Origin of the sequence: Bradyrhizobium genosp. L, assembly GCF_015624485.1 — a bacterium.
GTDB lineage: Bacteria > Pseudomonadota > Alphaproteobacteria > Rhizobiales > Xanthobacteraceae > Bradyrhizobium.
In genome coordinates this window covers 3,764,752-3,788,123 of the sequence record NZ_CP061378.1, presented here as the reverse complement: position 1 = coordinate 3,788,123, position 23,372 = coordinate 3,764,752, and the positions used below count along the sequence as shown (strand labels likewise).

Below are 23,372 nucleotides of genomic sequence, written 5' to 3'. Positions count from 1 at the left end.
ACCCCGGGTGAAGATCAGAGAGCGACCTGCTCGGGGACGGCGATGGTGGTGAGCGTCGGGCTGTCGCCGAATTGCTGCGGAACCGAGACGCTTTGGTTGACCTGGAACACCGCATCGAGCGACCAGCGCCATTCGACCTGACTCTGGTCGTTCATGAACGGCGCCTGTCGCGGATCATCCGCATAGAGCGGCGCGATCCGGTTCAGCGGCGCATCCAGCGCCGCGAAAAAATCGACACCGTATTCATCGCGCAGCGTCGCGACCGCTGTCTGCGCAAGATCGGACGCGCTCTGGTCGGCGCTGTGGAAATCCAGCTGCACCGTGGTGCGCGATTCCAGCAGAAGCGCCTTGGTGCCGGCGGACAGCGTCTCGCTGCCGACATTCTGCGCCTGCGAGACGGTGTAGGTCCCAACCCCGCCCGACCCCGTTCCGAACGCCGTGATGACGGTCCCGGACAGCACGTCGATGCCGAACAGCATCGAGCCGAGCGCGATGGTTCCGAACGCCACGTTCGTGACGTCGAGCGTCGTACCCGTGATCGCGCCGGTGAACTTGACGTCGGCGAAACTGTCGATGTTGGTCGCCAGCCGATCCGACCGCATCGGGGTGATCACGACAAAGATCGGACTGGCGGGCTCCGCGACGCGGTTGCCCTCGCCGACGATGATCTGGTCCGGCGAGAGCCCGAGCGTCGCCATCAGGAACTGACCGATCGCCTGCGTCAGGTTCGACTGCGTCGGCGTGATGGATGACGTCACGATCCGTCCTGCAAGGTGAGAACGGCGTGGGTCCATCCTGCCGTCAGATTCCACGGCTCCGGCACCACCGTGACCAGCCAGACCGAGCCATCCGGCAAGGTGACGAGATCGCCACCCTTGACCGAGACACGAACCGCGCCGGCCAGGTCGCCGTTCAAATAGATCGACTTCAGCGTGCCCTGCAGGTTGAGGCCTTCGAGCTGGCGAAGATCCCGCCCCGACAGCGCCTGCACCTGCGCCTGCACCACGAGCGCGGTGGTCATCGCCTCGGAGGCCACGTCCTGCGCGACACTGACCTGATAGGTCCCGATGCCGCCCGGCGTGCCGGTGAGCTGGGCCGTGATCAGGGTATTGGATTGGAGATTTCCGGACGTATCGGCAAGCGTCTGGCCGGGCTGCAGCAAGCCCGATGCGACCGCCGTCACATCAAGCACATTGCCTGCGATGCTCGCGGTCAAGCCGCCGGGCGTCGCGTAGCCCGGCGTCTTGGTGAAATCCGGGTTCGTCACGGGCCCGACGCTCTTGCGGACCGTGACGAAGATGAGCGGATTGATCGCGCCGATGATCGGCGCGACGATTGAATGCAGGTTCACCGGTTAGGTCGAGACCGCGCCGACCAGCGCGCTGATCCAGGTGTTCGGCGCCACGCAGTAGAACCATGCGGCGCGGTGCGCGACCGTCAGCGTGACGTGGCCGCCGGCGCTACCGCCGTCGATCGTGTCGCCGGACTGGCAATACACGCTCATGGTCTGCGCGCTGGCGCCGCCGCTGTTGTTCACAAGCCGCTGGTCGCCCTTGACGCCGGTCGGCAGGATGACCGCGATATGGGTCGCATCCGCCGTGGTGACGTTCGAGATCGTGTCGACGATCGCCGTCGGCGCCGAGGTAAGGCCTGCAGCGAGCGTGTTGCCGCTGAAGCCGGTAATCAGCGCCCAGACCGCGGCACCGGTGGTGTCGTCGACGCATTTGTACATCTCGCCGGTCGTGGTGTTGATCCACTCGGAGCCTTTCCGATAGCCCTGCGAGAAATCGTTGGTCGGTCCCGGGTTCACGGTGCCGCTGTAGTTGTTGGTCAGCGCGATGTTGAACGGACGGTCGCCAACCTGCGGGTCCCAGAGAGTGCCGCGATTACCCATGATCGATTGCTCCTTCAGGCCCCGGTTACGCGGGCGGTTGGCTTTACGTTGAAGATGAACTCAGGTTTTCACTTCGTAATCGATCGACGCCAGCATATGGCCGGTATCAACCAGCGGCTTGCTCGCGCCCTTGCGCTCGATGGTCGAGGCTGCGTTCGGCGGCGAATTGGTGTCGACCACGCTCTGGCGCAATTGCCCTGCAATGCCCTCGCCGGCCTGCCCCATGGTCTGCTCGGCGTCGAAGTCGTTCGATTTCAGGAGGTCACCGACCGCCTTCGGCCACTCCGACGATTTGTCCGCGATCATATTGCGGAAGAACGGCCGCGGCGGAATATTGATGCTCGGCGCGCCGAACTCCTGAATTGCCGCAACCATCGCCACCGGGGTGCCGTCCGGATAGGTCGCCTTCTCCAGGAAACCCACCTTCACCGTCGCATTGCCGCGGACGTTGTCGGCGATGCGCTGCAGCTCGGCCGTCAGCTTCTCGCCGCCGCGCATGGTGGCCATCTACTTGATCTCGATGTCCATCCGGCAGCCCAGAATCTTGCCAGCTAATGAGATGAGCCGCGTGGCGATCCAGACGCGAACCCGAAATGCGCGGCCAAAGCCTTGCGCGCGGACCCTGAGCGTCAAGGACTGCATCACTTCGCTGCGACGAATTTTCAGCGTATCAACGATCACCAGAACCCCCTTGCCCCATTGATTGCCTGCACCTGCGGTGTGATCTTGGCCCGGTAGCGCCCGAGCCGATACGGCAGCGCCATCTGCCACCACATCGCACCCCACTGGGTCTGCACGAACCATGCATTGCCCGGCGTGGTCGGGAAGTCGGTCGCAACCGAGACCGAACCTTCGGTCGCGTTCGAGATGCGACCGACGAGCGGCGACAGCGGCTGCGTCGCGGAGCCGAACATCAACTGCGCGACATGCGCGACCATCAGGTTCAATAGCTGCGTCTGGACGCCCGCATTGTTGACCGGTCCGCCGCCATCGTTCCGGTTGTACTGCTCGGCGATCGGCAGGATCAGGTTGACGACCTGCGGCTCGGTCAACGCCGTGAACTGTGGCGTCGAGGTCACGAAGGCCGGAAACAGCTCCGACCATGTCGTGAAGTCGAACGGGACGATTACACCCATCGCCGCACCTCTTCAGGGCGTCACGCGTGACGTGACGCGTTACGCGACGTCGCGGGTGTCGGTGGCGACGACGGACAGGTTCGGATTGACGCTCTTCGGCCAGCGGGGGTCGCGGGGGACCATGCGCTCACCCTTGCGCACCATCCTGACGTCAAGCCGCTCCAGTCCAGACTGGACTTCCTTCTGCTCCTTCGCCTGCTTCTGTGCAGCCGCGTCGCTCTTCTGGACGAAGATCACATTGTTCTTCACCATTGGTGAGTCCTTGTTGGCCTCCATCCACTTTTCCATGAAGTCTCCGGGCACATTCGGCGTGAGCGCGTAGCCGCCCGCGATGACGAACGGCGGAGTCGCACCGAACGGTACGGCCGGTCCGTTGATCTTGATCGGATCGGAAAGTGCGACCGCGCGCGATTCCAATTTGAGCATGCGGCCGCCGCCCGGTGCGGCTTCGTAATGATCTTCATCGCGTCCGTACAGCACCAGCAGCAATCCGGGAGGATGCTTGCACGCAACGGTCACAGTGTCTCCAGCGCCAGACATGCGCGATTCCCTTTCGTTCGGTTTAGGCGAATGGTCTAAGTTAAATTCCCAACATCGATGCGATCGTGTTGGTCTGCCGAAGAATCGCGCCCCACGTGCCGGCCGAGACCTTCTGCACATAGGAGGAGGTTTTCGGAATCAGCTTATGCGCACGCATCTTCTCGTTGAAGCCGCAGTAGCCGGTTTCCTGGCCCTCGATCTCCTCGGCGATCAGCTGCATGAAGTTGCCGCCCGCGATGCCCTGCGGGTTGGTCGCCGACAGGACACCGTATTGCACGGCATTCTCGACGCGCAGGTTCGGGAAGTTCTTCTTCAGGAGATCGGAGACGTTGACGTTGAACGAGTTGGTGGTGGTCAGCGCCGCTTCCGACTGGGGCGACATTGCGAGCACCATGCGCGTCTCCCGATCCACCATGCCTGCCGTCTGCGCGACGAGTTGGACGAACGTGTTCTCGATGTCGGCATAGATCTCGTTCGCCGTCGCAGCGATCTGGCCGGATGAATTGTACCAGGTGGTTCCACCGTAGCTCTTCGTCGCCGGCGTCAGCGATGCATTGAGATGCGGGTCGTTGAGCAGCCCATAGTTCTGCAGGCCATTCACGCCGAAGAAATAGGTCAAGTTGGAGAACTTGTTCAGCATCAGCGCGGCCGAATAATCCAACTCTGCGACCCAGTTGATCCGCGCGACGCCGGCGCGCTCCAATTCGCGCTCGCCGTACTGCTTGATCACCTGGAACAGGTACGACTGGCGCTGGGGCCAGTTCATGTTGGAATTGACGGTGCCGCTCTCGGCGTAGTCGCCGTAGCTCGAGACCTCGCCGACCGCCTCCGTCACCGGCAGCATGATGGTGTCGTCGACCCAAGTGCCGCGGCGCTCCTCGCCGAGGATGACGGCAGCCTTGTTCGGCGCGAACAGCGCCTTAAACACCTTGGGGTCGACCATGGTGGTGAAGATCGCGGGGACCGCCGAGTTCGGATCAGTCGTCGACAGCGCGGGCTGCGCGTCCATCGCCATGCCGAAGTCATGGCGGAATTCATCCGGCAGGTACGAACGGACGGAATCCATGGTCACGCCGCGCAGGGCAAGAGCAGCCTTGTGCTCATTCCACAGCGATACTGCTTCTTGCTGGTTCATCTTCAGTGCTCCGATGAGGTTTATGAAAATCTCACCGCGCAGGTCTCAATCCCCGTGGATGCGAGGACTCTGGCTCGACTTCATCGGCGCCTTGGGCCATCCACGCCCGGCGCAGCAAGCAGGGGATGCTTTCGCATCACCCAAGGGCCGATGAAGGGAACAATTTCGCTGCTATCTCTCAGAGTTCGCGGACGCGAACAAATGTCATCGTCAGGTCGGCTTCACCGCACCTTGCGGCGCGCCGTCGGCGAGGCCGATGCCCGCGAGGCGGCCATGGGCGAACCGCCGAGCTTCCATCAGGTCCTTGGACCCGAAGACCATCTTGTTTACGATGAACGGAGCCGACTTGTTCGCCTCGAACCACGACTCCCAGACAGCGTCCGGGATGTTTTCGGTGAGCGCCCACCCGTAAATGAGGTAGTCGGGACGCTCTTTGGACCGATCGTAGTTGGTCCCGCGAATGACGTGAGCGCCAATCGCGAGACCTTGCGTTAGCCGGCTGACAACAGCGTAGGGCATGACCGTTAGTGGGTCACGCCCGGGTTGTTGCTGATCTTGACGCTCTCGCCGGCGAGCGCCGACGACACCGCATAGAACGACGTCTCGACATTCGACGCGAGGACGATAGTGCCGGACGTCACGGTACCAGGCGCGATGTTGGCGACCGGAGCCACGATATACTTGCCCGTGGCGGGTTGATTGACGGTCGCGACCGACATGCCGACGACGGTACCGGTTGCCGTGCCGCCCGCGGACGAAATCACGGACCCCTGCACGATCGACCCGGTCACCGTGCCGCCGGTGGTGTCGAGCACATACGGGGTGGCAGTCAGGGATTCGGATGCAACCGACTGCTCGGGGATCGACAGGGAATACGTGCCGGCACCGCCGGTCGCGCCCGACAACTGGCTGGTGATGACCGTGTTCGTCGCAACGCCGGAGCCGGACAAGATAGCGCCCGGATAGATCGTATTGGTGACGCTCCCGGTCACGGTCAGGACGTCGTTGGAGATCGATCCCGTGAAGGTCGCAGCCGTACCAGTCGCGATCGACGACGAGGTCGCACTCGCGGTCGTGGGCGCACCAGGAGCGGCGAAGGTGAACTGGCCGGTAGTGAAGCTGGCGTAGGCCTTCATACCGGACTGTGCCTGACCTGCGCCGTTGTTCTTCACCCAGAAATCGCCGCCGGTGAATGCCGAGGCCTGCACGCCGGCCGGAATGGTCACGCCGGCATTCGAGAGATAGGTCGTGATCAGACCCTGCTCCAGACGCCCGGCAATGCCGGTGATGTTGCCGGAGCCGAAGTTGTTCAGCGCGCACGGCGCGCCGTCGCCGTCGATCTGGGAATACGAGGCCCAGCACGCCAGGTTGACGACAAGACCATTCGGCCCTGCAACCGCGCCGCCCGCGCCGAAGTTTGCCGCGAAACGAGGATTGGCACTCGCGAAATCGCCGGGAATGCCCGGGGCCGGCTGGGTCGTGATTTGGCTCTGAATACCGCCGGACATTGGCGTTTCTCCATGCTGATGAGGGTTGGGAAGGAAGCTCAAACTCGAAATTGGCGGGCCCGACGCTACCCGGGCTCCAGCGCTTGACTCTCAGGCCATGACCCGAGCGCTGCTAAAGGTTCGCGTGTCTGCTTTCCACGCCGCCGCCAGAAACTGGTTACGCCGTTAGCTTGATCTTGCCAGCGTCGGGGAACATTTCGTTGAAGCTCGACGAACCCTTGGCGTCGGTCGCGAGCCGCGGCGCCGGCCGGTTGGCCTCGCCGGCCTTCGGCAGCATCTCCAGCACCGACTTGAAGGCCGACGGATGCAGGCCCTTGGTGCTCTTGCCGCGCGCCTCGAGCGCCGCGCCGTAGACCTCCTCCGCCGAGTCGTAGGCATGGGCGAGATCGCCGACCCAGGGACGGACGAAGCGCTCGGCATCGCGGACGGCCCGGGCGCGATCGCGCTCGGCCTTGGTATTGTCGGCGATGGCCTGGTCCATGGCCTTGCGGTCGACCTTGTCCTTCTTGTCGTCTTCCTCGTCCTCGGCCTTCGGCTTATCCTTGTCCTTCTCCTTGTCGTCGTCCTCGTCCATGGCGTCGACATCATCGTCGTCCATCATGTCGCAGGCCGCCTTGTAGTCGTCCTCGGAGAGCTTGCCCTTCAGGAACTCGCGGATGCCGCCCTCGTCCTTGGCTTTCTTGTCCTTGTCGTCTTCCTCGTCCTTGGCCTTCGGCTCATCCGGCTCCATGGCATCGAAGGCCATCAGCACGGTCGGCAGGTCGGAAAGCTTCGCGTCCTTGGCCAGTTTGCCAGCGGTGAGCTTGGTCAGGTCGGTGACGATCTGGGCGCGGCGCTTGGGGAAGTTCTTGTGGGTGACGCCGTGGAAGGCCGACATGACGTCGATCTTGGCGTCCTGCGCCAGCTTGGGAAGCAGGTAGGCGGCGACTGCGCCGTGCACCATCAGGGCCTTGCGGGAAAGCGTCATAGTCAAGTTCTCCATGCTATCGCCGACGACCACATCGGGCCCGGCTCGACCTTCAGGAACAATGGCAACGTGATTGCCGACGATGTCGCGCATGACGCCGTCGTAGCGTTCACCCTCGAATTCGCCGGGCGTCATGTCGGCGCGGTATCGATACGCTGAGGAAAGCTGTTTCTTGGCTCCGCTCTCGACGTCGTCGATGCCGTCCTTGCGCCAGACAGCGAGCGAGTTGTTGAGATAGGGATGATCGAATTCGGTATCGGAGCCGGTCGACCCGATCACGTCTTCCGGATCATACTGCAGCACCGAGATCGGCACATGCTTGTTGAGCAGCGGCAGATTGTTGAACGACGATGCCGCCTTGCGCAACTCATCCGGATGGCGCAGCAGCTTGTACTTCTGGTCCGGCCGCAGACCGAGGTCTTCGTGACCGGGGATCTCGCGGCCCCAGTATTCGCAGACGTTGGCCTTCGAGATCGGCGTCGTCTTGACGTGCAGCCAGCCGTTGGCGTCGTAGTTGCGGACCGAGGCGCGGTCAAACGACAGCAGCGCCTCATCCTGCGCGGCGCCGAACTCGCGCGCGCGGATCGTATCGGCGCGCTTGGCAAGGTCCCCATGCCCATGCATGCGCGCCTCGCGTGCAGCGGCCAGCAGCAGATTGCGCGAATAGACCCACTCGCCGTCCTGTTTTTCCTTGACGGGATACTTGCGCGCCTCACCTTCCAGGAAGGCCCCGGCCGGCATGTCCTCGCGCGAGCCGTGGGTGCGGTCGGCTTCCTCGCGTTCTTTCTCGCTCAATTTGCCGGACGCGTCCGCTGCGATCCCGCGCGCTGCGACGAGGATTCGCGTCATCTCGCCCATCTCGCCGTCTGAGAGCTGTCCTCCGTCAATGTGGGCCGTGAGACCAGAGACAAGATCGCTCCAGTCCGTAGGCGTCATTGAGTCATGCGCAAGCGCAGCATCCTCGCCCGCCCTGCGATACGCAATCGTCGCTGCTTGCGTCTCCGGATACCCGGCGCGCACCAGCTCAGCAATGTTGGCGGAGATCGTCGCCTGAGACGATCCGGTGAGGAATGGCATGAGTGATTGCTCGGTTTAGGAAACCAGCCGATACTTCGACTGCTTGATGCCCAGCGCCGGATCGCCCCGCCAATGGGATGATACCAATTCCAAGCGGCCGAGCCTTACGCGGAGATGCGCTCTGCAAAAGTGTAGTGCACGCGCTCCGGTCAGGTGGGCCTCAGCCTCGCCTTCGCCTTGTTCGGGAGGCGTGACCTTCAATTGGATTTCAGTCCAAGCCCGCAGCGGGAATCGACCCGCACCAAAGCGCTTGCGCAAGTCACGTGCCAAGCCAGCATGAGGCATATGCTGGCAGCGCCCGATAATGCGAGGCGTGTTTATCATCGCCAGCAACGGCACAAGCAGCGTATTCAGCCGCCGTAACAAATCCGCGAGGCCGCCTTCACACGCTTCAGGTATGAACATCTTGTTAACTTCGCCGACGCGTTCCCCGCGTAATGCAAGCTCCGATGTGACGGATGCGGAGCAGAAGTCGTCAAGCTGCGCCCACTGTAAAGGTTGCAAAGCCGGCGTCTTCTTGCATGAGCACGCCCCAGCGCGTGTTACGCCGCTCCGGGTCCTTAAACTCTATCCACGTTTTTGGCGCAGGCAAAAAGGACGTCACTTCCGACATCAACGCAGCGCGCTTTTGATTTTCCTCTAGCGGCTTTTTCTTGTCCCAGACCAAGGCGCGCGCTGCTTGGAGTACGTCGCTGCACTCGAAACAATGAATGTCATTCATCGCCGCGACCAGTCCACATCGATCGCGAAAAGTCCGCTCCTTAAGCGGAAGCGTATTTTCTCTCAGTATGCGATATGCGAGCGGAGTCATTTCCGCCTTTCCCATTCGGCACACCATGATGTTGGTCCAACGAGCGGCCACACGCACTCGCCAGCGCAAGACCCTGCGAGGATCACTACGGGCGCGTGGCGACGACAATGCCATTCTCCGGAGTGTAACCGTTGCGCACATGCGCACGTCTCGCATGCCTTGCTGACGTTCGCCTTCATGGTCTCTTCTCGGCGCTCATGATTTCCCGCCTCGCGCTGGCGCCGCCAGGCTTCTGCTGCCTCCACACTGATCAGCGTCTTGCTTCCGACCTTCATGATGACCGGGCCCTTGCCCGACTTCATCAGGTTGTAAAAGGTCGCGCGGCACATGCGGTTCGCGGTGCACCACTCATCGATTGTAAATGCTGTTTGATTCATTTTGTCTGCCTCGGTTGAGTCTAGACAAAAAGAATAGACCTCAGCCCACCCGATGTCAGTGGGGCAACCGCACTTCCATTTTGCCCCGGGGGACAAACTGTTAATTGCGCCGTTCGCACTTGACAGAATCCTGGGTCAACGCTCGCTTCGTTGGTCCTTCGCCGCCTTCAGCGCCAGCGCCATCGAGCCGTACATGCTGGGCGCTTCCATCCGGAAACGGCCCGAGGCGCGGTCGATGCACTCCCAATCGAGCTTCACCGAGCGATCCGGCTGGATCGAGGCCAGATTGCAATCGGCGTCACCGCCAATGGCAGGCGCGAGCACGACGATGGTGCGCGGACGATCGAACATCGTCGCAGTCACGATGTTGGCCAATCCAACGAGCGATACCGCTCCCGCGACGATGTAATCAGCGCGCATCAGTTCGGCTTCGCGTCCGGATAGGCTTTCGGCACGATCGCCGGCGCAGGATCGACGGGCTTTGTCTTCTCCGCCGCATCGATCTGCGCCTGCAGCTTGATCATCAATTGCGCGACCGACTTGTAGGGCAATTCCATCAGGCCCTGGCCAATGATCTGGAGCTCGGCGCGAGTGACCTCGATGGTCATCTTGTCGGTCGGCGCGGACTGGGCGTGTGCCGAACCAGCGGCGAGCGCGAGTAACGCCGCTCCAATAATCAACCGTCGCATATGATGTCCTCAGCTAAATCCCGGCACCACGGCGCGACACACGCACCTGCAGTTCACTAGCTCACCAGGCCAGATGTTCTTGCCGACGGCGGGATCATACCAGCCGTCCTTGATCGTGTACTTCGTCCGCTCCCGCCCCGCCTTCAGATGCGTCGGCCGCGGATGCTTGCCGCCGCCCGAATGCACCCAGATGGCCTCGGTGATGCCGAGATCGACCTGACGCGCGCGCGTGATCGCGGCGGTCGCCTTGTTGTTCTGATCGAGCGCGATCCGCGAGGCTCGGCGCCGCGTGACGCCGTGCTGCTCCTGCAGATCCTTCGTCAGCTGCGCCAGATCACGACCTGCCGTAACCGAGCGCATCACCAGCCCCTCGACGTTGGTGAGGTACTGGCTCGGGATCGATTTGATCAGCGAGACGTTCTCGGCGATCGTCGCTTGCAGGATGTCGCGCACCGCCGGTGTGAGCTTGAACTCTACCGAGAAACCGCCCTTCTTCAGGATCGAGCGCAGCGCCGCCGATGACCGCTTGGAGGCCGCCTCCGCGAACCACTTCGCGAGGTCGTCGGCGGCCTGGTCGAACTTCTTCGTCCACTGCGCGCCGAGCCGCGAGATGCGCCGTTTCAGCGCGACGGCCGGCGTCTCGTCCTGCGCGATCGCGGGCTCGTTGGCGCGATATGTCGCCTTCACCCAATAGAGATAGGACGCGGCCATTTCGTCGACCAGGCGAACGAGACGGCGCCGGTACTCAGCTTCAACGCCCGCGTTCGGGTGAACCGGCGCGAGCAGCTTTTCGCCCTTGCGGCGCGCGCTTGGCATGCTCGGTTCGTCCGGCTTCCTGTTTCTGCAAATCAGATAGTGAGATCGGCACCGCGCTGACGTCCTCGTCGTGGGCGTCGAGCATGTCGGAGAGGCGGATGTCGATCATGCAGCACGCCAACCTTCCATGATTAGCGTGGCGGCCGCCTCCGGGTCATCGCGAATATCGCCGTCCTGAAGATAAATGCGAGCATTCTCCTCAGCACGCTCTCGCTCTTCTTCCCCGAAGAAGAGGACAATTCGATCCGAGAATCTCTTGATCCATTCACTCGGCGTCATAGGCGCCCAATTCGTGTCAGGATGCTGCGCCTAAATGCATCGTCCGTTAGCGCTGGCATGCCGGTGCGAATGTCTATGACGTGCGTCTCACTTTCATCCAGCACGATGCTGCGATGAACAACGCCAAGCTGCTCGGCCCAGTCGTCGAGATCGATGCCAGTCGCGATCAAAAGGCTCGTTTCGACCAGATCGTTGTCGCCCCTGTCACGCTCGCTCATCTCAAATCGAGGAGATACACCGATCATGCGAGATCACTCCTCGTTCGGAATCGTATCGAGCACGCCACGCAACTCCGCGATCTTCGATCGATATTCGCCCGCGCTGATCCTCGAATAGCTGTTATGCGGACCAAAATATTCGCCGAGCCGGCTTGTCAACCTCACCTCCGACCGGAATTCATACGTCCCGTCGCTTTCGATCTTCAGAAAGTCGACCCGCGCGGAACTAGCTCCGATGAGATCGATACGGACAAAAAAGTGCCAGTCCGCAGTGCCATCATCGACGTAATCATACAAGGTGAGATACGTCGGAAATGTCGCGGTGATCACGACCTCGGTTTCCACCGACTGCCTGATCCCAAACCTCAACTCTTGAGCACTCATATTAGCCTCTGGCCGATTCAGAAGCGACGAGTCTACCCTCGCACCCAGCCTTGCATAGACGAAATCGACACTTTTTCACGCCGCCTTGCGGTCCGCCTCCGATTCGTCGTCTTCCTCGGTACCCAACGCCAGCTTGGCGGCGCCGGCGCGGGGTTCGAGGCCTTCTTCCTCCTCCTCAAGGAGGTCGGGCGCATCGTCCGGGTCGAGACCTTCGTAGGGCGAGTCCGGCCGGCTGGCCAGCGCCTGGCGCTCCTCTGAGGGCGAAATGACCCCGGAATTGATCCGGATTTCGGCCGTTTCGGCCGCGATCTTTTCGACCTCAGCCTCTTCCTTTTCGTTCAGGGCCCACAGCGGCACGAACTCGAAAGTGATCTCCTCGTCCACGTCGCCGAACAGCGACAATTGCACGAAATCGATTACCCGGGTCAGGTTGGCCCGGAACAGACCTTCCTGGCAGGCCGCGATCCAGTCGTAGAACGACCGCAACTCGCCCTCGGACGTGGTGTTGAGGCCGGCCGGCTGGATGCCGAGCAGCTTGAGCAGCGGCAGCCCCGAGACGCTGGCCATGTGCTCCTGCGACTGAGCCTGAAGCTTGTCGAGGTCGGCGAGCGGCGACGAGACGTTCGCGAACTCTTCCGCTTCCTTGTCCAGCAACATCAAGCCGCGGTTGTTGCGGAAGTTGTTGAACAGCTCGGCCCGGTTCGTCAGAGCATCGCCGCCGGCCTGCAGCATCTCCGACATGGTCGTCTTCAGGCAGAAGACCGAAAATGCCGAGACGGCGTCATTGACCGATTGCCGGGTCTGCAGCCAGTTGTCGACGTAGGGCTTGGCCATCTGCGTCAGCGACAGGCCGCCGAACGAATAGGCCGGCTTCAGGAGGTCCGGGACCTCGCGGCCGATGAACGGCAGCAACCGGCTCGCATGGATGCGCTTGCCCATCACGAACCAGACGTCCGGATTGTACCAGTCGCCCTTCAGCGGGTCGTTCGAATTGTAGTTGGTCGGATAGGTCCAGACCGCCTCGACTGCACGCACAGCCTTCAGCGAACCCTTGGCGACCTTTTTCTTGCTCAGCTTGTCGCGGCCGTCGCCGATCGGCGTGATCAGTTCGCCCGGATCGTCGGTCGCTCCGGTATCGAGATAGAGATGGCCGCGCCCGAAAAAGCCGTCCTGCTCGGCGACTTTCTTGAATGCCCGCTGCACACCAAGGCGCGTCATCTCGGCATTGATCTTCTGGAGCCGGTCCGCCTTGTTCTTGTCGTCGCCGGTCGAATGCAGCCTGATCCACTTCCGCGTCATCTCGGTCGCGGTGATCTCGACGATCCGACGATACTCCGGGCGCTGCGCGAGCTCGGAAAGGTAGGGATAGCCGAGGAATTCCATGCCCTCGGCAAAGGCGCCGCCGTAATAGCTTCCGGCCCATGCACCGAACTGCAGGACGTTGGGCTGCTGGTCCATGGCCAGCCCGTGGTGCTCTTTCGGCAGCACGCCCGGCGGCGGCTTTGGGATCGCGAACAGGCTCGCAGCTGTTTTCGTCGAGGCAATCGGACGTCGCTGCGAAGCGGCGACCGCATTCTGACCGACAGGAAGGCGGCGCGTGGCCCCCGCTTTGGTGGCCGGCGCCTTCCCCTGAATCTTGTCGGCTCGTTTCCGTTCCCGGTAACGCGCCTGCCGCTTTGCTGCGGGGGACTGGTTCGTCACCGGATGGACCTGTGCTGGTGGGCGGAAACGCTGGGGCGGCGTGATGCTGCCAGCGCTTCCTCGGAGATCACGATGCTGCGCTTGCCGATCAATTCGTTGAACGCCTCGCTGGTGGCGTCCGCGTCGTCGTCGTGACGGGCTTCCGGTCCGAACGCTTCGAGCGCCGCAAACCAGTCCTCGTTCCACGGGCCGCGAAGCACCACGACGTTGCCGGCCGCGGCCTGTGCGGAGAACGCGCCGAACCGCGTGACCTTGTCGCCGGTCGCCGGCGCGAACTTGACCCGATAGCCGACCAGCACCTGGGCGAGATGCGATTTCTGCGCCTTGCCGGCCTGGCCGGGGTCCTGCGGCAACGCGATCAGGGTGTGCAGGCCGTCGTCGGAGGCAGTGTTCTTGAGCAGCCGCTCGACCTCGAGCGGTGCGCCCCACATGCGCACATGGTGCGCGACGATGAAGCGTCCGTCCGGCATGCGCCCGATCTTGGTGCCGCAGGTGCGGTCCGGATCGTTGCTTTCGGTTTTCGGCGTCGCCGCCAAATCCCACCCTCGCACGAATTTCGCGCCGTTGGGGACGGCGTCGACCACCTCGCACCAGCCGCGCTTGAATAACAAGCCGGCCGCTGGCCGTATTTTCCAGTTGCCCCCGAGCAACCGTTCGCGGTCGACGACGTTGAGCGCCATCAGGTTTGCGCGGTAGCCGGGATCGCGCGCCATCAGGATGGCGTTGTCTTCGAGGCGAGACGGAATGAACGTGACGGACTTCGGCTCGGCGCCAGGAAATCGCTCGCGAAGTTCGCGGTCGGTGTCGCCCCACACCAGCGAGTCGCTGACCCGCACGAAATAGCGGATGACGCCTGAGCGCTCCGGGATCGGAAGACCCGTCTCCTGGTCGATCCACCAAGAGATGAACTCCGCGACCCAACTATCTGCATCCGGGTTGCAGGTCGCACGGACATACGGGCGCACCCCGCAGGTCGAACGATTGCGCGACAGCATGTAGAAGAACTGCGTCCGCGAGAAATGCGTCAACTCATCGAAGCAGATCAGCGGGATCTGCGCACCCTGCCAGTCGAGCACGGTCTTTTCGTGCTCGAGATGGCCGAAGGCGACCTTGGCTCCGGATGGGAACCGCCACAGCATGTCGCCGGCCTGGCGAAGCGACGCGCCGAACTGACCGTAGAGCGGGATCGACGTGTCGAGCAGCGATCCCTGCTTTTTGACGTCGACCAGCGTCTTGCGAAAGATGACCGCGCCGAACGCGGCGTTGTCGATATGCCTTAGCGCTTCGAGCAGCAAGCCGTAGGATTTGCCGCCGCCCGCCGATCCGCCGTAGATGCAGATATCCGCCGTCGAGGCGAGAAAGCGTTCCTGCGGACCCGCCTGCGCCCTAACGGCCGTTGGCTGGGAGATCGAGTCGCGGCTGAGACGAATTCTCTCCGCTTCCCTCTGCTGCAGCGCCGTGCGCCGCTGGATCTCCGCTCTCACCTGCTTCAACGTCCCCGGCGGGAGCGGCGGCGGCAAGAATGCTTTCGAGCTGGACGAGTTGGTCATGCGTCAACTTGGTGACATCGATCATCTGCACCGGACCGCCCGCCCGACCGGTCAGCTCGGTGCGCCGCGGCGCGCGGAAGCCGTACATGTCGCGCAGCTGGGACATCGCCTGCATCGGATCGTCGCGCGTGAACTCGGTCATGACGCCGGTCTCGCGGTCGAACTTGAAGCCGGTCACGGCGGCGGAGTGGTCGGACTTCTGAAGCGCCTTCCAGTTGATCCCCACGACACGGGCGACCTTTTTGCCGCCCACCTCCTGGTGGCCAATGATCGCATAGTGCGCCAGAACGTTGAGCTCGACCGAGGCGACGAGCCGGTCACGCACCATCAATCGGGTTGCGGCGATGACTTCGGCATCATCCTTGGCCAAATAGGCCTTGCGCGCGATGATCTCCGGATGCCGGTCGAACCGGGGCGCATTGCGGTGCGTCACCGGCAGACCGGCCTCGATCGCTGCTTCCTTGCAGCCCACACCCATCACACGCAAACGCGCGAACCGCTCGTAGCGCTCGTCAGTGAGCGGAACGGAAGGATCGAGCTTGTCGGACGATGCAGGCAAGGACACGGTGAATCACTCTGAATCAAATCCGTTCATAAGCTTGACGGGTCAACCGCCCTTCATGAACCGGTAGGTGACGTCGAAACCGCCGCCACAACGGAACAGGTCCACAACGCAAAACACCCTCCTTGCAGGGAGGGTGTTTGTTTACCGAGCTTCGACGGCGAAGGCATGAAGTCTTCGTTGTGACGAAGACCAAGACCCAGCACCAGCGAAAACGGCGCGTGGAACCCCGTTGATAGCTGATTGCTGGGTCTTGGTCAACCTATGTCAGGTGCCTGACCGGACCATGAGCGACGGAAAAACGGGCCGCTTGCGCGAGAGCAACCACAGCGGCAAGCGGCCCAAGTCTAGGGAGGAAACAGCCCAAGAAGGGCCGCAACCGCGCGAAAGCGAACGAACGCGCGGTCACGCAATATGTGGTGCAGAAACGACAAAGCCCCGGACGATGCCGGGGCTTGATGATCGGGCCACGCCGCCCGACTCCTGCTCAAGGCAGGAGCTGTGAAACCGCCCCTCGGGGCCGCCGTCGCCGGACCTTTAAGTGAGCGTCCCCTTGGCAGGGGGCAGGACTTAGGTTCGGGCGATCTGATGCGGAAGGACCTTGATTTCCATCTTCCGCCCCATCATGGCTACTTCAACACTGATTCTCCCCTGGCGGGCAAGCTTGATGATCTTGCCGGGAGGCCAGCGGCGCTGGAGATCGTCGCGGAAGCGGACCTTTTCCCCAATTTTGAAATCGTGCTCGGTCTTGACCGTGTCCTTGAAGCCCTCCTCGGCCTCGATCCGGCGGAACACCGCGACATCGGCCTCGTCCAGGACCAGCGGCGCGCCGGAGAACGTCTTGGCGATCTCGATGGCGCCGACGATGCGCTGCAGGAAGACCGTGAAGTCCCGGCTGGGCGATGCCGGCGTGAACACGTAGCCCGAGATGATGCCGATCCGGCGGATGCGGCGCACCGGCTGGTCGTTCTGGCGTTGCCGCGTGGTCACCAATTCCTCATAGCTCGGCCAGAAGGCCGGCTGTGCGTTGCGGCGGAAGCTATCGACCGCCTCGAATTCGTGGTTCGGCCGGCAGACGATCACGTAATACCGCTCGGCCTGCCCGACCGCGACGGGCTCGACACCGGTGATACCCGTCAACGCACTCCGCACCGTGTCGAGATTGCCCTTCGTCGTCTCCGTCATCTGCATCTCACCTGCCTCGGGTTTTCAGTTGAAGTTCTGGTAGTCGTCGTCGGTCATCAGCGGCGGCTCGGCGCCCACCGGATAGGTCTTGCCGTCCAACGAGGGTGGCCACGGCCAAGGCGCGAGCGAGCCTTCCTGCAGCTTCTGGCGCAGCACGCCCTGTTCGAAGTAATGGCGCATCAGATCCTCCCACGCGCCGGCCTGCTGTCGGTTGAGTCTCACCCAGCGTTCCGCTGGCGGACATTCGGGAGTACCGAGCGCGGCAAGCTGCGGCGTCATGTCCTTTGACCAGGTGACGGAGCCGTCGGCCTTGCGGAAGATTTTGAAGAACGCGCTGGAGCGGCCACACATGTCGTGCAGCACGCGGATGGCCTTGGCCTCGATGCTGCCGGCTGGATAGCTGGCCGGCCCTTGCGGCTGTGGCTTCTCCTTCTTCTCGTCCTTGGAGAGCGGCACCCGCCTCAAGGCGACGGCATCCCCGAGGTGCAGCGTGAAGTCATAGACCTTGCCGCCGTCCTCGTTGAACTTTTCCACGAGATCGAGCGTATTGGCCTCGCGCAGTTCGGTGAGATGCTTGCGCACCGAGGCCGGCGCGAGCCTGGCCGCGTCAGCCAGGTACGTGAGGTCGCAGCCGCGGGCGATCCCCTTGGGATCGGCCCAGTCGCCGATCGCCTGCAGGATGATCTGCTGCAGCGGGTTGGCGAGGCGCTGGTCCTGCGCCCAGTTCAAGGCTTTGGCGCTCATCGGGGCGGCTTCCTCTCCTCGAGTTGCGTGCGCTCCGCGATCTGCTTGGCGACCCGCTTCTCGTAGGCTTCGCGCTCGCGCCTGGGCTGCATCAGATCCTCGCAGGCCTCGCGGACCTCGGCGACGGCGGGCAGGAACTTCAACCTCGAGACGAGCCCGGTTGCCGGATGCGTGACCGCCTGGATCACGTCCTCCGGATAGCGCGCCAGCACGGCGGTGATGGCCGCGGTGTAGGTCTCCGGGTCGTTGGCGTCACCCTTGCGATAGCAGCCGAACAACAGGCGTGCCCGCTTCGCCGCGTAGCTCGTCAGTGTCGCCTGATCCGGCATCGAAGCTGGCGAGTTTTTCAACGAGACGGTCAGCGGCTTGAATGATGTTTCCGGGTTGTCCTGCATGGCGTGTCACCGTGATTTTCTCCGCGTCCCGGACTGTGACGACCGGGAGCGGTGCCTGTCGCTTGGCGAAGGCGGTTGCGAACACTTTTTCGAAATAGGTCAGCGGCTTCAGCGGGCCGTCGCGGGCGAGACGTCGTGCCTCGGCCCCGATCAGGTCCGGTGTCCAGCCTGCCCGCTCCCACTCGATCGCGCGCCAGTCGACGCCGGCGAATTCCGGCGGGATTTTCAGCGGATCGTCGAAACCGAGCGCGGTCCAGAACGCCGATGCCAGCGCTTTCGAACCTGCGGTGAACGCGGTTCTCGCGCCCGCGCGCGCATCTCCCATCCTATCAACTGTGGTTGTGGTTGTGATAGGTTGCGTTTCCGTTGGCCCTGCCGTTGGCGTTTCGTTGCCCCGTCCGTTGAACGACCGTTGCGTTTCCGTTGCAACGTCCGTTGACGTTTCGTTGCCGTCCGGTTCATGCGGGGAATGCCCCCTCTTGCGGCGGCTGCGCGCCGAGGCATGTCCGGCCGCCTTGGCCGCCGCCGTGATGCGCTCGGCCTCCGCAAGCTCGGCGTCGATCCGCGGATGCCGCCAGCCGGCCTCGAAGAATTCCGCAACGACCGGGCGGACCACCATCCATTCAGCCGGCGTCAAGCGGGTCACGCGGGCCAGCCGCGCGTCATCCTGCGGCAAGCCGCCCGCGGTCCAGTACTGCATGATCAGGAGCATATAAGCCCCGTGCTCCAGCGCGCTGAGGTGCTGGGTGTCGCGGAGATAGTCCGCGATGTAGAGGGGCATCCAGGGTCGGCTCATTCCAGTGGCACCTGCAGTCGAAGTTGCGCCAGCCGGGCTTCCGCCTCGGCGCAGCGCACGGAGAGAGTCCAGAGCGTGTCGGTGATGGCGCGCCACGAGGCGGCAGTGTCCGCGCCTGCCGCGGTCAGGCGACGGATCAGGTCGCGGATTTCCGGGTGCTGGGCCTCGATCATGGTAAGGACCCTTCCCGTTTGTCGAGCGCGCTGCGCCCCGGCGGCGGATCGCCGAAGAAGCCAGCAGTGAGGCCGCGCTCGGCGATCCGCGCATGAAAATCGGCGCGCTCGCGCAGCACTTCGAGATTGTCCTGCCTGCGGCCGTGCACTCCGCAGAGCGCCGCAGTTGGCGACGCGATCGGCTGCGGCTCAGGCTGTTTCGGCTTGCGGCCGGCCTTCTGTGGCACGGACGCCGCAGCAGCACGCGCCTGGGCAGCACGCTGCTCGTGTCGCTCGATGACCTCCAGCCGGCCGTCCAGCGAGCGGTAATAGGCCTGCGTGCAGGCTTTCCGCGTGCGGCCCGGCAGGACGAGCCGGTTGATCGACGCACCTGCTTGGCGCTGGGCCTGGAGTGCCTTCAACTCGTCAACCGTCCAGAGCGGGTATCTCATAGCGGCGCACACAGCCGCGCGAGGTCGACCGGCGTCACCTCGGAGCCCGCCGCCTGCTTGACCAGCGCCCAGATGCGGTCGCATTCGGTCGGGCTGTAGGCCATGTCGGCGGCGATGTCCGCGTTGGGGTCACCTCCCCGTCGCGGGGAGAGGTCGATCCGCTTCCGCGGCGGGACGTGGGTGGTCACCTTGGCGTCCGGGCTGATCATTTCTTGCTCTCCCGAATGGCGCAAATGATCTGGTCAACGCTCCAGAGAAACGCGGCGCTCGCAGCTGCGATTGTGTCGTGCCATTCGGATGGTGCGGTGAACGCCGCCAAAACCAGCGCAGTCGCCGTCATCAAAAACCAACCTGCTTTCATCGGACCTCCGCTGCGGTTGCGGCGCGCAGTGCGGCGCGACCACGGTTCATCCGGCTCTTGATGGTGCCGTCGGGCACGCCGACCAGGGCAGCGATGGCAGTCACCTCCATGCCGTCGGCATGCAGCTGCATCGGGTGGCGCCAGGCGTCCGGCAGCGCGTGGAAGGCATCTAACCCCTGCTTGGCCTCGAGCACGGCCTGCGGGTCGTCGCTCGCGGTGCGGTTGGCCGCGATCAGCCCGTCGGCGTCGGGGATCTCCCGCCAGCCCTTGCGGCGCTGGTGGTACCAGGTGTTGCGGCAAATCGTGGTGAGCCAGGCGTCGAGGTTGGTGCCGGGGGTGAACTTGGCGCGGTGGTCGAGCGCGCGCAGCAGGGTGTCCTGCACCAAATCCTCGGCGCGGTCGGTGTTGCGGGTGAGCGCTAAGGCGAAGCGGCGCAGCATGGGGATGGCGCGGAGCAGGCCGAGCTCGAAGGGGTCGTTGGGGAGGAGTGTCATTCGATCTCCTCCTCGCGATCAAATCTATGAATAAATCCGATGGCGTCCGCCCGCGTGACGCGCAGCCCGGGCGTCAATGGATAATCCGGGGTGCTACGGACGATACGTTCCTTGATCCGGCGATCTGGGATTGGCACGGCCTTTTTCTCGCGGTCCATCACAGCATCCCCAGCGCCTGCATGTAGGTTTCCAGGATGGTCTCGGATTCCTGCCGCTCGTTCGGGTCCTGCTTGCGCATCCGGACGATCGCTCTGAGTGCCTTGACGTCGAAGCCGTTGCCTTTGGCCTCCGCGTAGACGTCGCGGATGTCGGTTGCGATGGTGGTCTTTTCTTCTTCCAGGCGCTCGATGCGCTCGATGATGGAGCGGAGCTGGTCCTTGGCGAAGCGGGTTGCGGGTTCTTCTTTGAGAACCGGGGCTGAGGATTCGGATGGTGCGAGCATGGTGATGCTTTCGATTTGGGGACAATGACCGGCGGCGTGCGCTGGTCGACCTGTCAGGTTATTGCCGCATCTTTGCTCGGCGAGATGTCGACATGGATTTTGTATTGCTCGCGCATCGGCATCAGCGCGCCGACACCGCCGGTGAAGCGGAAGAAAAGCGGTGTGAACATCGGTGCATCGGCCGGGTTCGGCGCGATCTCCAAATCCGGCAACGTGTAGAGCAGCCGCACGTATTCGAGATCGAAGATTTGGCCCCCGAAGATTGTCGAGACCTCCGGCTTTTCTTCGATCGACCCACTTCCCTTGCAGGAGTAGCAGGTGCATTCGCAGCGTTCGCAGTCGTGATCGGTGCCGCGCCCGTCGCAATCGGGACATCTCACCTTCTCGACCGGCCGCTTCTTCGGAAATTGCTTGGTCGCTGGCGCGCGGAGAAATTCGCGCGGCGCATCGAGATCAAGGACCTTCTCGACCGCGACCTTGTCGGAGCTTTGATAGGATTGATTGTCGGCCACGCGGATCAAGACGCGTCCGTCCGTGGCGTAGACGTGCCCTTTGTAGCGGAACGGCGCGCGGATATACGGGCGGAAATCATCGTCGCCGCAGAACTGCTTCAAGTCGATCGCGCTCGCCGCTGCCGCAGCATCCTCCGCAGCGGGGTGACCGCTCGATGCCGACGCGGGCGTGGTGGTGCCTTGATCCATATCCTTCCCTCCCGTCATATCGACCTCCCCGCCCGCTTGCGCATGGCCTTCTCGAAATCCTCCCGCGTCATCGGCTCCAGCTTCCATCCGCCGTATTCGAACATGTCGAGGATGGTGGTGACCGGGATGCTCTCCTCGGAGATCGGGCGCTTGACCAGTTCGGTCGTCAGCAGTGCCATCGCAACCAGGAATCCCGGTGAGTAGCGCGGCAGCGCCGACGGATCGGGCGGCATCAGGTCGACGATCTTCGGGATCGGGTCAGGTCGCGTCATGGTCGCGTTCCTCCGTTCGAAAAGAACGAGCCCGCGTCCGTTGGGGTATGGGCGCTGTCGGACGCGGGCTCTCGTCGCGATGCACAGGCGACGACATTTGTCGCGCCGGCATCGTCGACAGGCCGCAGGCCGTTGGGGACAGAACGGCTTGCGGATCGGAAGTCAGGGTGAATCAAGGCGCCTCTGCCGCGGCCGAGCCACGGCGAGATCACCCCGCCGCTGCTGGAAACCCGATCAGGGGCGCATGCGTGGCTGGCACCAGCACTCATGTGACGGGGTCTGCGAATTCGATCCGGTACTTGCGATATTTCGAACGATGCTCTTGATCGCAATATCGGCGGAACGCGGCTTCATGCAGTTCGCCGGGCAGCATGTCGATGCCGGTGCCGACCGTTCCGCCCTTCCACGAACCCTTCTCTGGGCCGGTCTCGCCGGAGAAGCTGATGTCGAGGCTGCGCCGGATCATCGGCTTGCGAAACCAGGACAGCCATTTGAACCAGCCCTCGCCAAACAGCCACTCCCGTTCTTCGATCTTGGTTGTCGCCGTCAGCTCAGCGCCATCGAAGTCCCGGAACGAAAACTTGAGCGTCGGGCACTTATCTTCCATCTCGCGTCGCACATCCCATGACGCCCCTTTGGGGGCGGTCCAGAAATGATTGCCGAGCGAGTCATAAAAGCTGTGACGCACGAAGCGCCACTGCGTCCACGGCAGGAAGCAACCCCAGCGCTGTTCGGTCGAACTATCGTGCGTCACGCGCCCGTACTGGACATTGAAATGCCCGTCGATGATGCTGACGCCGTACTCGCGCGGAATTGCCTCCCAATACCAATCACGCCCCATGCGCGCGATATCTTCCGGCGACCAGTAAGTCGCCTGCACGCGCTTTCTCTCAGGTCGGATCAGCCAGGCCGGGAGCGTCGATAGGAAGGAGAATCGCCCAAGGCTGAGCCGGAAATAAGCCTTCCGCTCATCTTCATCCCCGGACTGCACGCTGATCGCGACGGTCCGATAGTGATCGCTCCACGCGAAGGTGAAGGGTCCGAGATAATGATCGTTGTCGCTCCAACGCACTGCAAGCATCGCTCTCTCCTATTGCTGCTCAACCCGCATGGGACTGCGCCCCTGTTGCGGCCCCGACGTTGCCGGGGTGACCGCTCAGTGCCGCGTCACCGGCAGCGGCACCTTGATTCACACCCTTCTCATTGCGCCCATCACACGCCGGGACTCGTCCGTCACCCCGCTCGCAATTGCCGTCCCGCCAGTATTCGGTCCAGATCATATCCCGCGGGCCTTCGTGCTGATGATGCACCATCTCAACCATCCCGCAGCGCCAGCAGGCGCGTGAGGTCGTGAACTGGAGCCGATGCTTCTCGGACCAGGAATGGCGGGTTGAGGCGGTCATGGCGCGACGGGCTCCGTGGCGTGAAGCGTCAGGCACAGCCCACACTCCGACTTCGTTTTCTCGCAGATGTCATCGAACAGGACATGCGGCGCCGGATCATCGGAGCAATGAAGCTCGATGCACACCACCTTGCGATCGAGCTTGAGCACGATGTTCGGCACCAGGTTGCGGATGTTTTCTGTTGCGCCCACGCGATCACACCAGCAGGAAGATCGTGCCGCCGACCGCCATCGCAGCGGCGCCGATCAGGACGCCGAGCAGCACCGCGCCAAGACGCTCCATGCCGCGCAGTTCGCTCGCACGCAGGAATTCGGATTCCGTCATCGTCCCC

Annotated in this window: 38 protein-coding genes; all 38 read right to left on the bottom strand. The window is 63.2% G+C overall.

Annotated elements, in window-relative coordinates:
• Positions 1–14: 14 nt before the first annotated feature.
• The 38 genes from IC762_RS17780 to IC762_RS35600 all read right to left on the bottom strand — a co-directional run bounded on the left by IC762_RS17780 (position 15) and on the right by IC762_RS35600 (position 23,365).
• Positions 15–758: a phage neck terminator protein gene (locus IC762_RS17780; RefSeq protein ID WP_195783582.1), complete on the bottom strand. Its 744-nt coding sequence runs from the start codon at positions 756–758 to the stop codon at positions 15–17.
• Positions 755–1,351, bottom strand: coding sequence for a hypothetical protein (locus IC762_RS17775; RefSeq protein WP_195783581.1), 597 nt, complete (start codon positions 1,349–1,351; stop codon positions 755–757). Before IC762_RS17775 ends, IC762_RS17780 begins: the two co-directional genes overlap by 4 nt.
• A gap of 3 nt (positions 1,352–1,354) precedes the next feature.
• On the bottom strand, positions 1,355–1,894 hold the full coding sequence (locus IC762_RS17770) for a hypothetical protein (RefSeq protein WP_195783580.1): 540 nt from the start codon (positions 1,892–1,894) through the stop codon (positions 1,355–1,357).
• Between the two features lie 60 nt (positions 1,895–1,954).
• Positions 1,955–2,401 carry a hypothetical protein gene (locus IC762_RS17765; protein WP_195783579.1) on the bottom strand — a complete coding sequence of 149 codons (447 nt, stop codon included), beginning with the start codon at positions 2,399–2,401 and terminating at the stop codon, positions 1,955–1,957.
• On the bottom strand, positions 2,402–2,575 hold the full coding sequence (locus IC762_RS17760; RefSeq protein ID WP_195783578.1) for a hypothetical protein: 174 nt from the start codon (positions 2,573–2,575) through the stop codon (positions 2,402–2,404).
• Complete coding sequence (locus tag IC762_RS17755) at positions 2,572–3,030, bottom strand: DUF4054 domain-containing protein (protein ID WP_195783577.1); 459 nt, start codon at positions 3,028–3,030, stop codon at positions 2,572–2,574. The genes IC762_RS17760 and IC762_RS17755 overlap by 4 nt, the downstream gene beginning before the upstream one ends.
• A gap of 39 nt (positions 3,031–3,069) precedes the next feature.
• Entirely contained in the window at positions 3,070–3,519 is a 450-nt protein-coding gene (locus IC762_RS17750; protein WP_195783576.1) for a hypothetical protein, read from the bottom strand.
• 91 nt (positions 3,520–3,610) lie between these two features.
• The gene (locus IC762_RS17745; RefSeq protein ID WP_195783575.1) at positions 3,611–4,705 is read right to left on the bottom strand and encodes a major capsid family protein; all 1,095 of its coding nucleotides are present in this window, start codon (positions 4,703–4,705) and stop codon (positions 3,611–3,613) included.
• A 210-nt stretch (positions 4,706–4,915) separates the two neighbouring features.
• Positions 4,916–5,224, bottom strand: coding sequence for a hypothetical protein (locus IC762_RS17740; RefSeq protein WP_195783574.1), 309 nt, complete (start codon positions 5,222–5,224; stop codon positions 4,916–4,918).
• Positions 5,225–5,229: 5 nt separating this feature from the next.
• Positions 5,230–6,213, bottom strand: a complete 984-nt coding sequence (locus IC762_RS17735) for a structural cement protein Gp24 (protein ID WP_195783573.1) — start codon at positions 6,211–6,213, stop codon at positions 5,230–5,232.
• 157 nt (positions 6,214–6,370) lie between these two features.
• On the bottom strand, positions 6,371–8,029 hold the full coding sequence (locus IC762_RS17730) for a DUF2213 domain-containing protein (RefSeq protein ID WP_210338379.1): 1,659 nt from the start codon (positions 8,027–8,029) through the stop codon (positions 6,371–6,373).
• Between the two features lie 243 nt (positions 8,030–8,272).
• Positions 8,273–8,662, bottom strand: coding sequence for a hypothetical protein (locus IC762_RS17725; protein ID WP_195783572.1), 390 nt, complete (start codon positions 8,660–8,662; stop codon positions 8,273–8,275).
• Between the two features lie 70 nt (positions 8,663–8,732).
• The gene (locus IC762_RS17720) at positions 8,733–9,068 is read right to left on the bottom strand and encodes a hypothetical protein (protein ID WP_195783571.1); all 336 of its coding nucleotides are present in this window, start codon (positions 9,066–9,068) and stop codon (positions 8,733–8,735) included.
• Between the two features lie 512 nt (positions 9,069–9,580).
• The gene (locus IC762_RS17715) at positions 9,581–9,865 is read right to left on the bottom strand and encodes a hypothetical protein (protein WP_195783570.1); all 285 of its coding nucleotides are present in this window, start codon (positions 9,863–9,865) and stop codon (positions 9,581–9,583) included.
• Positions 9,865–10,134 carry a hypothetical protein gene (locus tag IC762_RS17710; protein WP_195783569.1) on the bottom strand — a complete coding sequence of 90 codons (270 nt, stop codon included), beginning with the start codon at positions 10,132–10,134 and terminating at the stop codon, positions 9,865–9,867. Before IC762_RS17710 ends, IC762_RS17715 begins: the two co-directional genes overlap by 1 nt.
• Before the next feature lie 9 nt (positions 10,135–10,143).
• A complete protein-coding gene (locus tag IC762_RS17705) occupies positions 10,144–10,950 on the bottom strand; it encodes a phage head morphogenesis protein (RefSeq protein WP_210338378.1) in 807 nt (268 codons plus the stop codon).
• A complete protein-coding gene (locus IC762_RS17700; RefSeq protein ID WP_195783568.1) occupies positions 10,886–11,059 on the bottom strand; it encodes a hypothetical protein in 174 nt (57 codons plus the stop codon). Before IC762_RS17700 ends, IC762_RS17705 begins: the two co-directional genes overlap by 65 nt.
• Positions 11,060–11,225: 166 nt before the next feature.
• The gene (locus tag IC762_RS17695; protein WP_195783567.1) at positions 11,226–11,474 is read right to left on the bottom strand and encodes a hypothetical protein; all 249 of its coding nucleotides are present in this window, start codon (positions 11,472–11,474) and stop codon (positions 11,226–11,228) included.
• Positions 11,475–11,480: 6 nt separating this feature from the next.
• Positions 11,481–11,831, bottom strand: coding sequence for a hypothetical protein (locus tag IC762_RS17690; RefSeq protein ID WP_195783566.1), 351 nt, complete (start codon positions 11,829–11,831; stop codon positions 11,481–11,483).
• A 75-nt stretch (positions 11,832–11,906) separates the two neighbouring features.
• Positions 11,907–13,289: a DUF1073 domain-containing protein gene (locus tag IC762_RS17685; protein ID WP_195783565.1), complete on the bottom strand. Its 1,383-nt coding sequence runs from the start codon at positions 13,287–13,289 to the stop codon at positions 11,907–11,909.
• A gap of 239 nt (positions 13,290–13,528) precedes the next feature.
• Positions 13,529–15,016, bottom strand: coding sequence for a phage terminase large subunit (gene terL / locus IC762_RS17680; RefSeq protein WP_246801067.1), 1,488 nt, complete (start codon positions 15,014–15,016; stop codon positions 13,529–13,531).
• A complete protein-coding gene (locus IC762_RS35265; RefSeq protein WP_246801066.1) occupies positions 14,919–15,647 on the bottom strand; it encodes a hypothetical protein in 729 nt (242 codons plus the stop codon). Before IC762_RS35265 ends, terL begins: the two co-directional genes overlap by 98 nt.
• A 567-nt stretch (positions 15,648–16,214) precedes the next feature.
• The gene (gene nusG, locus IC762_RS17675; protein ID WP_195783563.1) at positions 16,215–16,829 is read right to left on the bottom strand and encodes a transcription termination/antitermination protein NusG; all 615 of its coding nucleotides are present in this window, start codon (positions 16,827–16,829) and stop codon (positions 16,215–16,217) included.
• Positions 16,830–16,853: 24 nt separating this feature from the next.
• Positions 16,854–17,573, bottom strand: a complete 720-nt coding sequence (locus tag IC762_RS17670) for a hypothetical protein (RefSeq protein ID WP_195783562.1) — start codon at positions 17,571–17,573, stop codon at positions 16,854–16,856.
• Complete coding sequence (locus tag IC762_RS17665; RefSeq protein ID WP_195783561.1) at positions 17,570–17,851, bottom strand: hypothetical protein; 282 nt, start codon at positions 17,849–17,851, stop codon at positions 17,570–17,572. Before IC762_RS17665 ends, IC762_RS17670 begins: the two co-directional genes overlap by 4 nt.
• On the bottom strand, positions 17,826–18,749 hold the full coding sequence (locus IC762_RS17660) for a YdaU family protein (protein WP_195783560.1): 924 nt from the start codon (positions 18,747–18,749) through the stop codon (positions 17,826–17,828). The genes IC762_RS17665 and IC762_RS17660 overlap by 26 nt, the downstream gene beginning before the upstream one ends.
• An 11-nt stretch (positions 18,750–18,760) precedes the next feature.
• A complete protein-coding gene (locus IC762_RS17655; RefSeq protein ID WP_195783559.1) occupies positions 18,761–18,937 on the bottom strand; it encodes a hypothetical protein in 177 nt (58 codons plus the stop codon).
• Positions 18,934–19,338, bottom strand: a complete 405-nt coding sequence (locus IC762_RS17650) for a hypothetical protein (RefSeq protein ID WP_195783558.1) — start codon at positions 19,336–19,338, stop codon at positions 18,934–18,936. Before IC762_RS17650 ends, IC762_RS17655 begins: the two co-directional genes overlap by 4 nt.
• 26 nt (positions 19,339–19,364) lie before the next feature.
• Positions 19,365–19,577, bottom strand: coding sequence for a hypothetical protein (locus IC762_RS17645; protein WP_195783557.1), 213 nt, complete (start codon positions 19,575–19,577; stop codon positions 19,365–19,367).
• Positions 19,574–19,729, bottom strand: coding sequence for a hypothetical protein (locus IC762_RS17640; protein ID WP_195783556.1), 156 nt, complete (start codon positions 19,727–19,729; stop codon positions 19,574–19,576). Before IC762_RS17640 ends, IC762_RS17645 begins: the two co-directional genes overlap by 4 nt.
• On the bottom strand, positions 19,726–20,223 hold the full coding sequence (locus tag IC762_RS17635) for a sigma-70 family RNA polymerase sigma factor (RefSeq protein WP_195783555.1): 498 nt from the start codon (positions 20,221–20,223) through the stop codon (positions 19,726–19,728). The genes IC762_RS17640 and IC762_RS17635 overlap by 4 nt, the downstream gene beginning before the upstream one ends.
• Positions 20,220–20,381 (bottom strand): hypothetical protein, encoded by a 162-nt coding sequence (locus tag IC762_RS17630; protein WP_195783554.1) that lies wholly within the window; start codon positions 20,379–20,381, stop codon positions 20,220–20,222. Before IC762_RS17630 ends, IC762_RS17635 begins: the two co-directional genes overlap by 4 nt.
• Complete coding sequence (locus IC762_RS17625; RefSeq protein ID WP_195783553.1) at positions 20,381–20,665, bottom strand: DUF2312 domain-containing protein; 285 nt, start codon at positions 20,663–20,665, stop codon at positions 20,381–20,383. The genes IC762_RS17630 and IC762_RS17625 overlap by 1 nt, the downstream gene beginning before the upstream one ends.
• Before the next feature lie 53 nt (positions 20,666–20,718).
• On the bottom strand, positions 20,719–21,453 hold the full coding sequence (locus IC762_RS17620; protein ID WP_195783552.1) for a hypothetical protein: 735 nt from the start codon (positions 21,451–21,453) through the stop codon (positions 20,719–20,721).
• Complete coding sequence (locus IC762_RS17615; RefSeq protein ID WP_195783551.1) at positions 21,381–21,638, bottom strand: hypothetical protein; 258 nt, start codon at positions 21,636–21,638, stop codon at positions 21,381–21,383. The genes IC762_RS17620 and IC762_RS17615 overlap by 73 nt, the downstream gene beginning before the upstream one ends.
• A gap of 265 nt (positions 21,639–21,903) precedes the next feature.
• Positions 21,904–22,719, bottom strand: coding sequence for a hypothetical protein (locus IC762_RS17610; RefSeq protein ID WP_195783550.1), 816 nt, complete (start codon positions 22,717–22,719; stop codon positions 21,904–21,906).
• Positions 22,720–23,037: 318 nt separating this feature from the next.
• A complete protein-coding gene (locus IC762_RS17605; RefSeq protein WP_195783549.1) occupies positions 23,038–23,232 on the bottom strand; it encodes a hypothetical protein in 195 nt (64 codons plus the stop codon).
• Positions 23,233–23,236: 4 nt separating this feature from the next.
• Positions 23,237–23,365, bottom strand: a complete 129-nt coding sequence (locus tag IC762_RS35600) for a hypothetical protein (protein WP_283816252.1) — start codon at positions 23,363–23,365, stop codon at positions 23,237–23,239.
• Between the last annotated feature and the right edge of the window lie 7 nt (positions 23,366–23,372).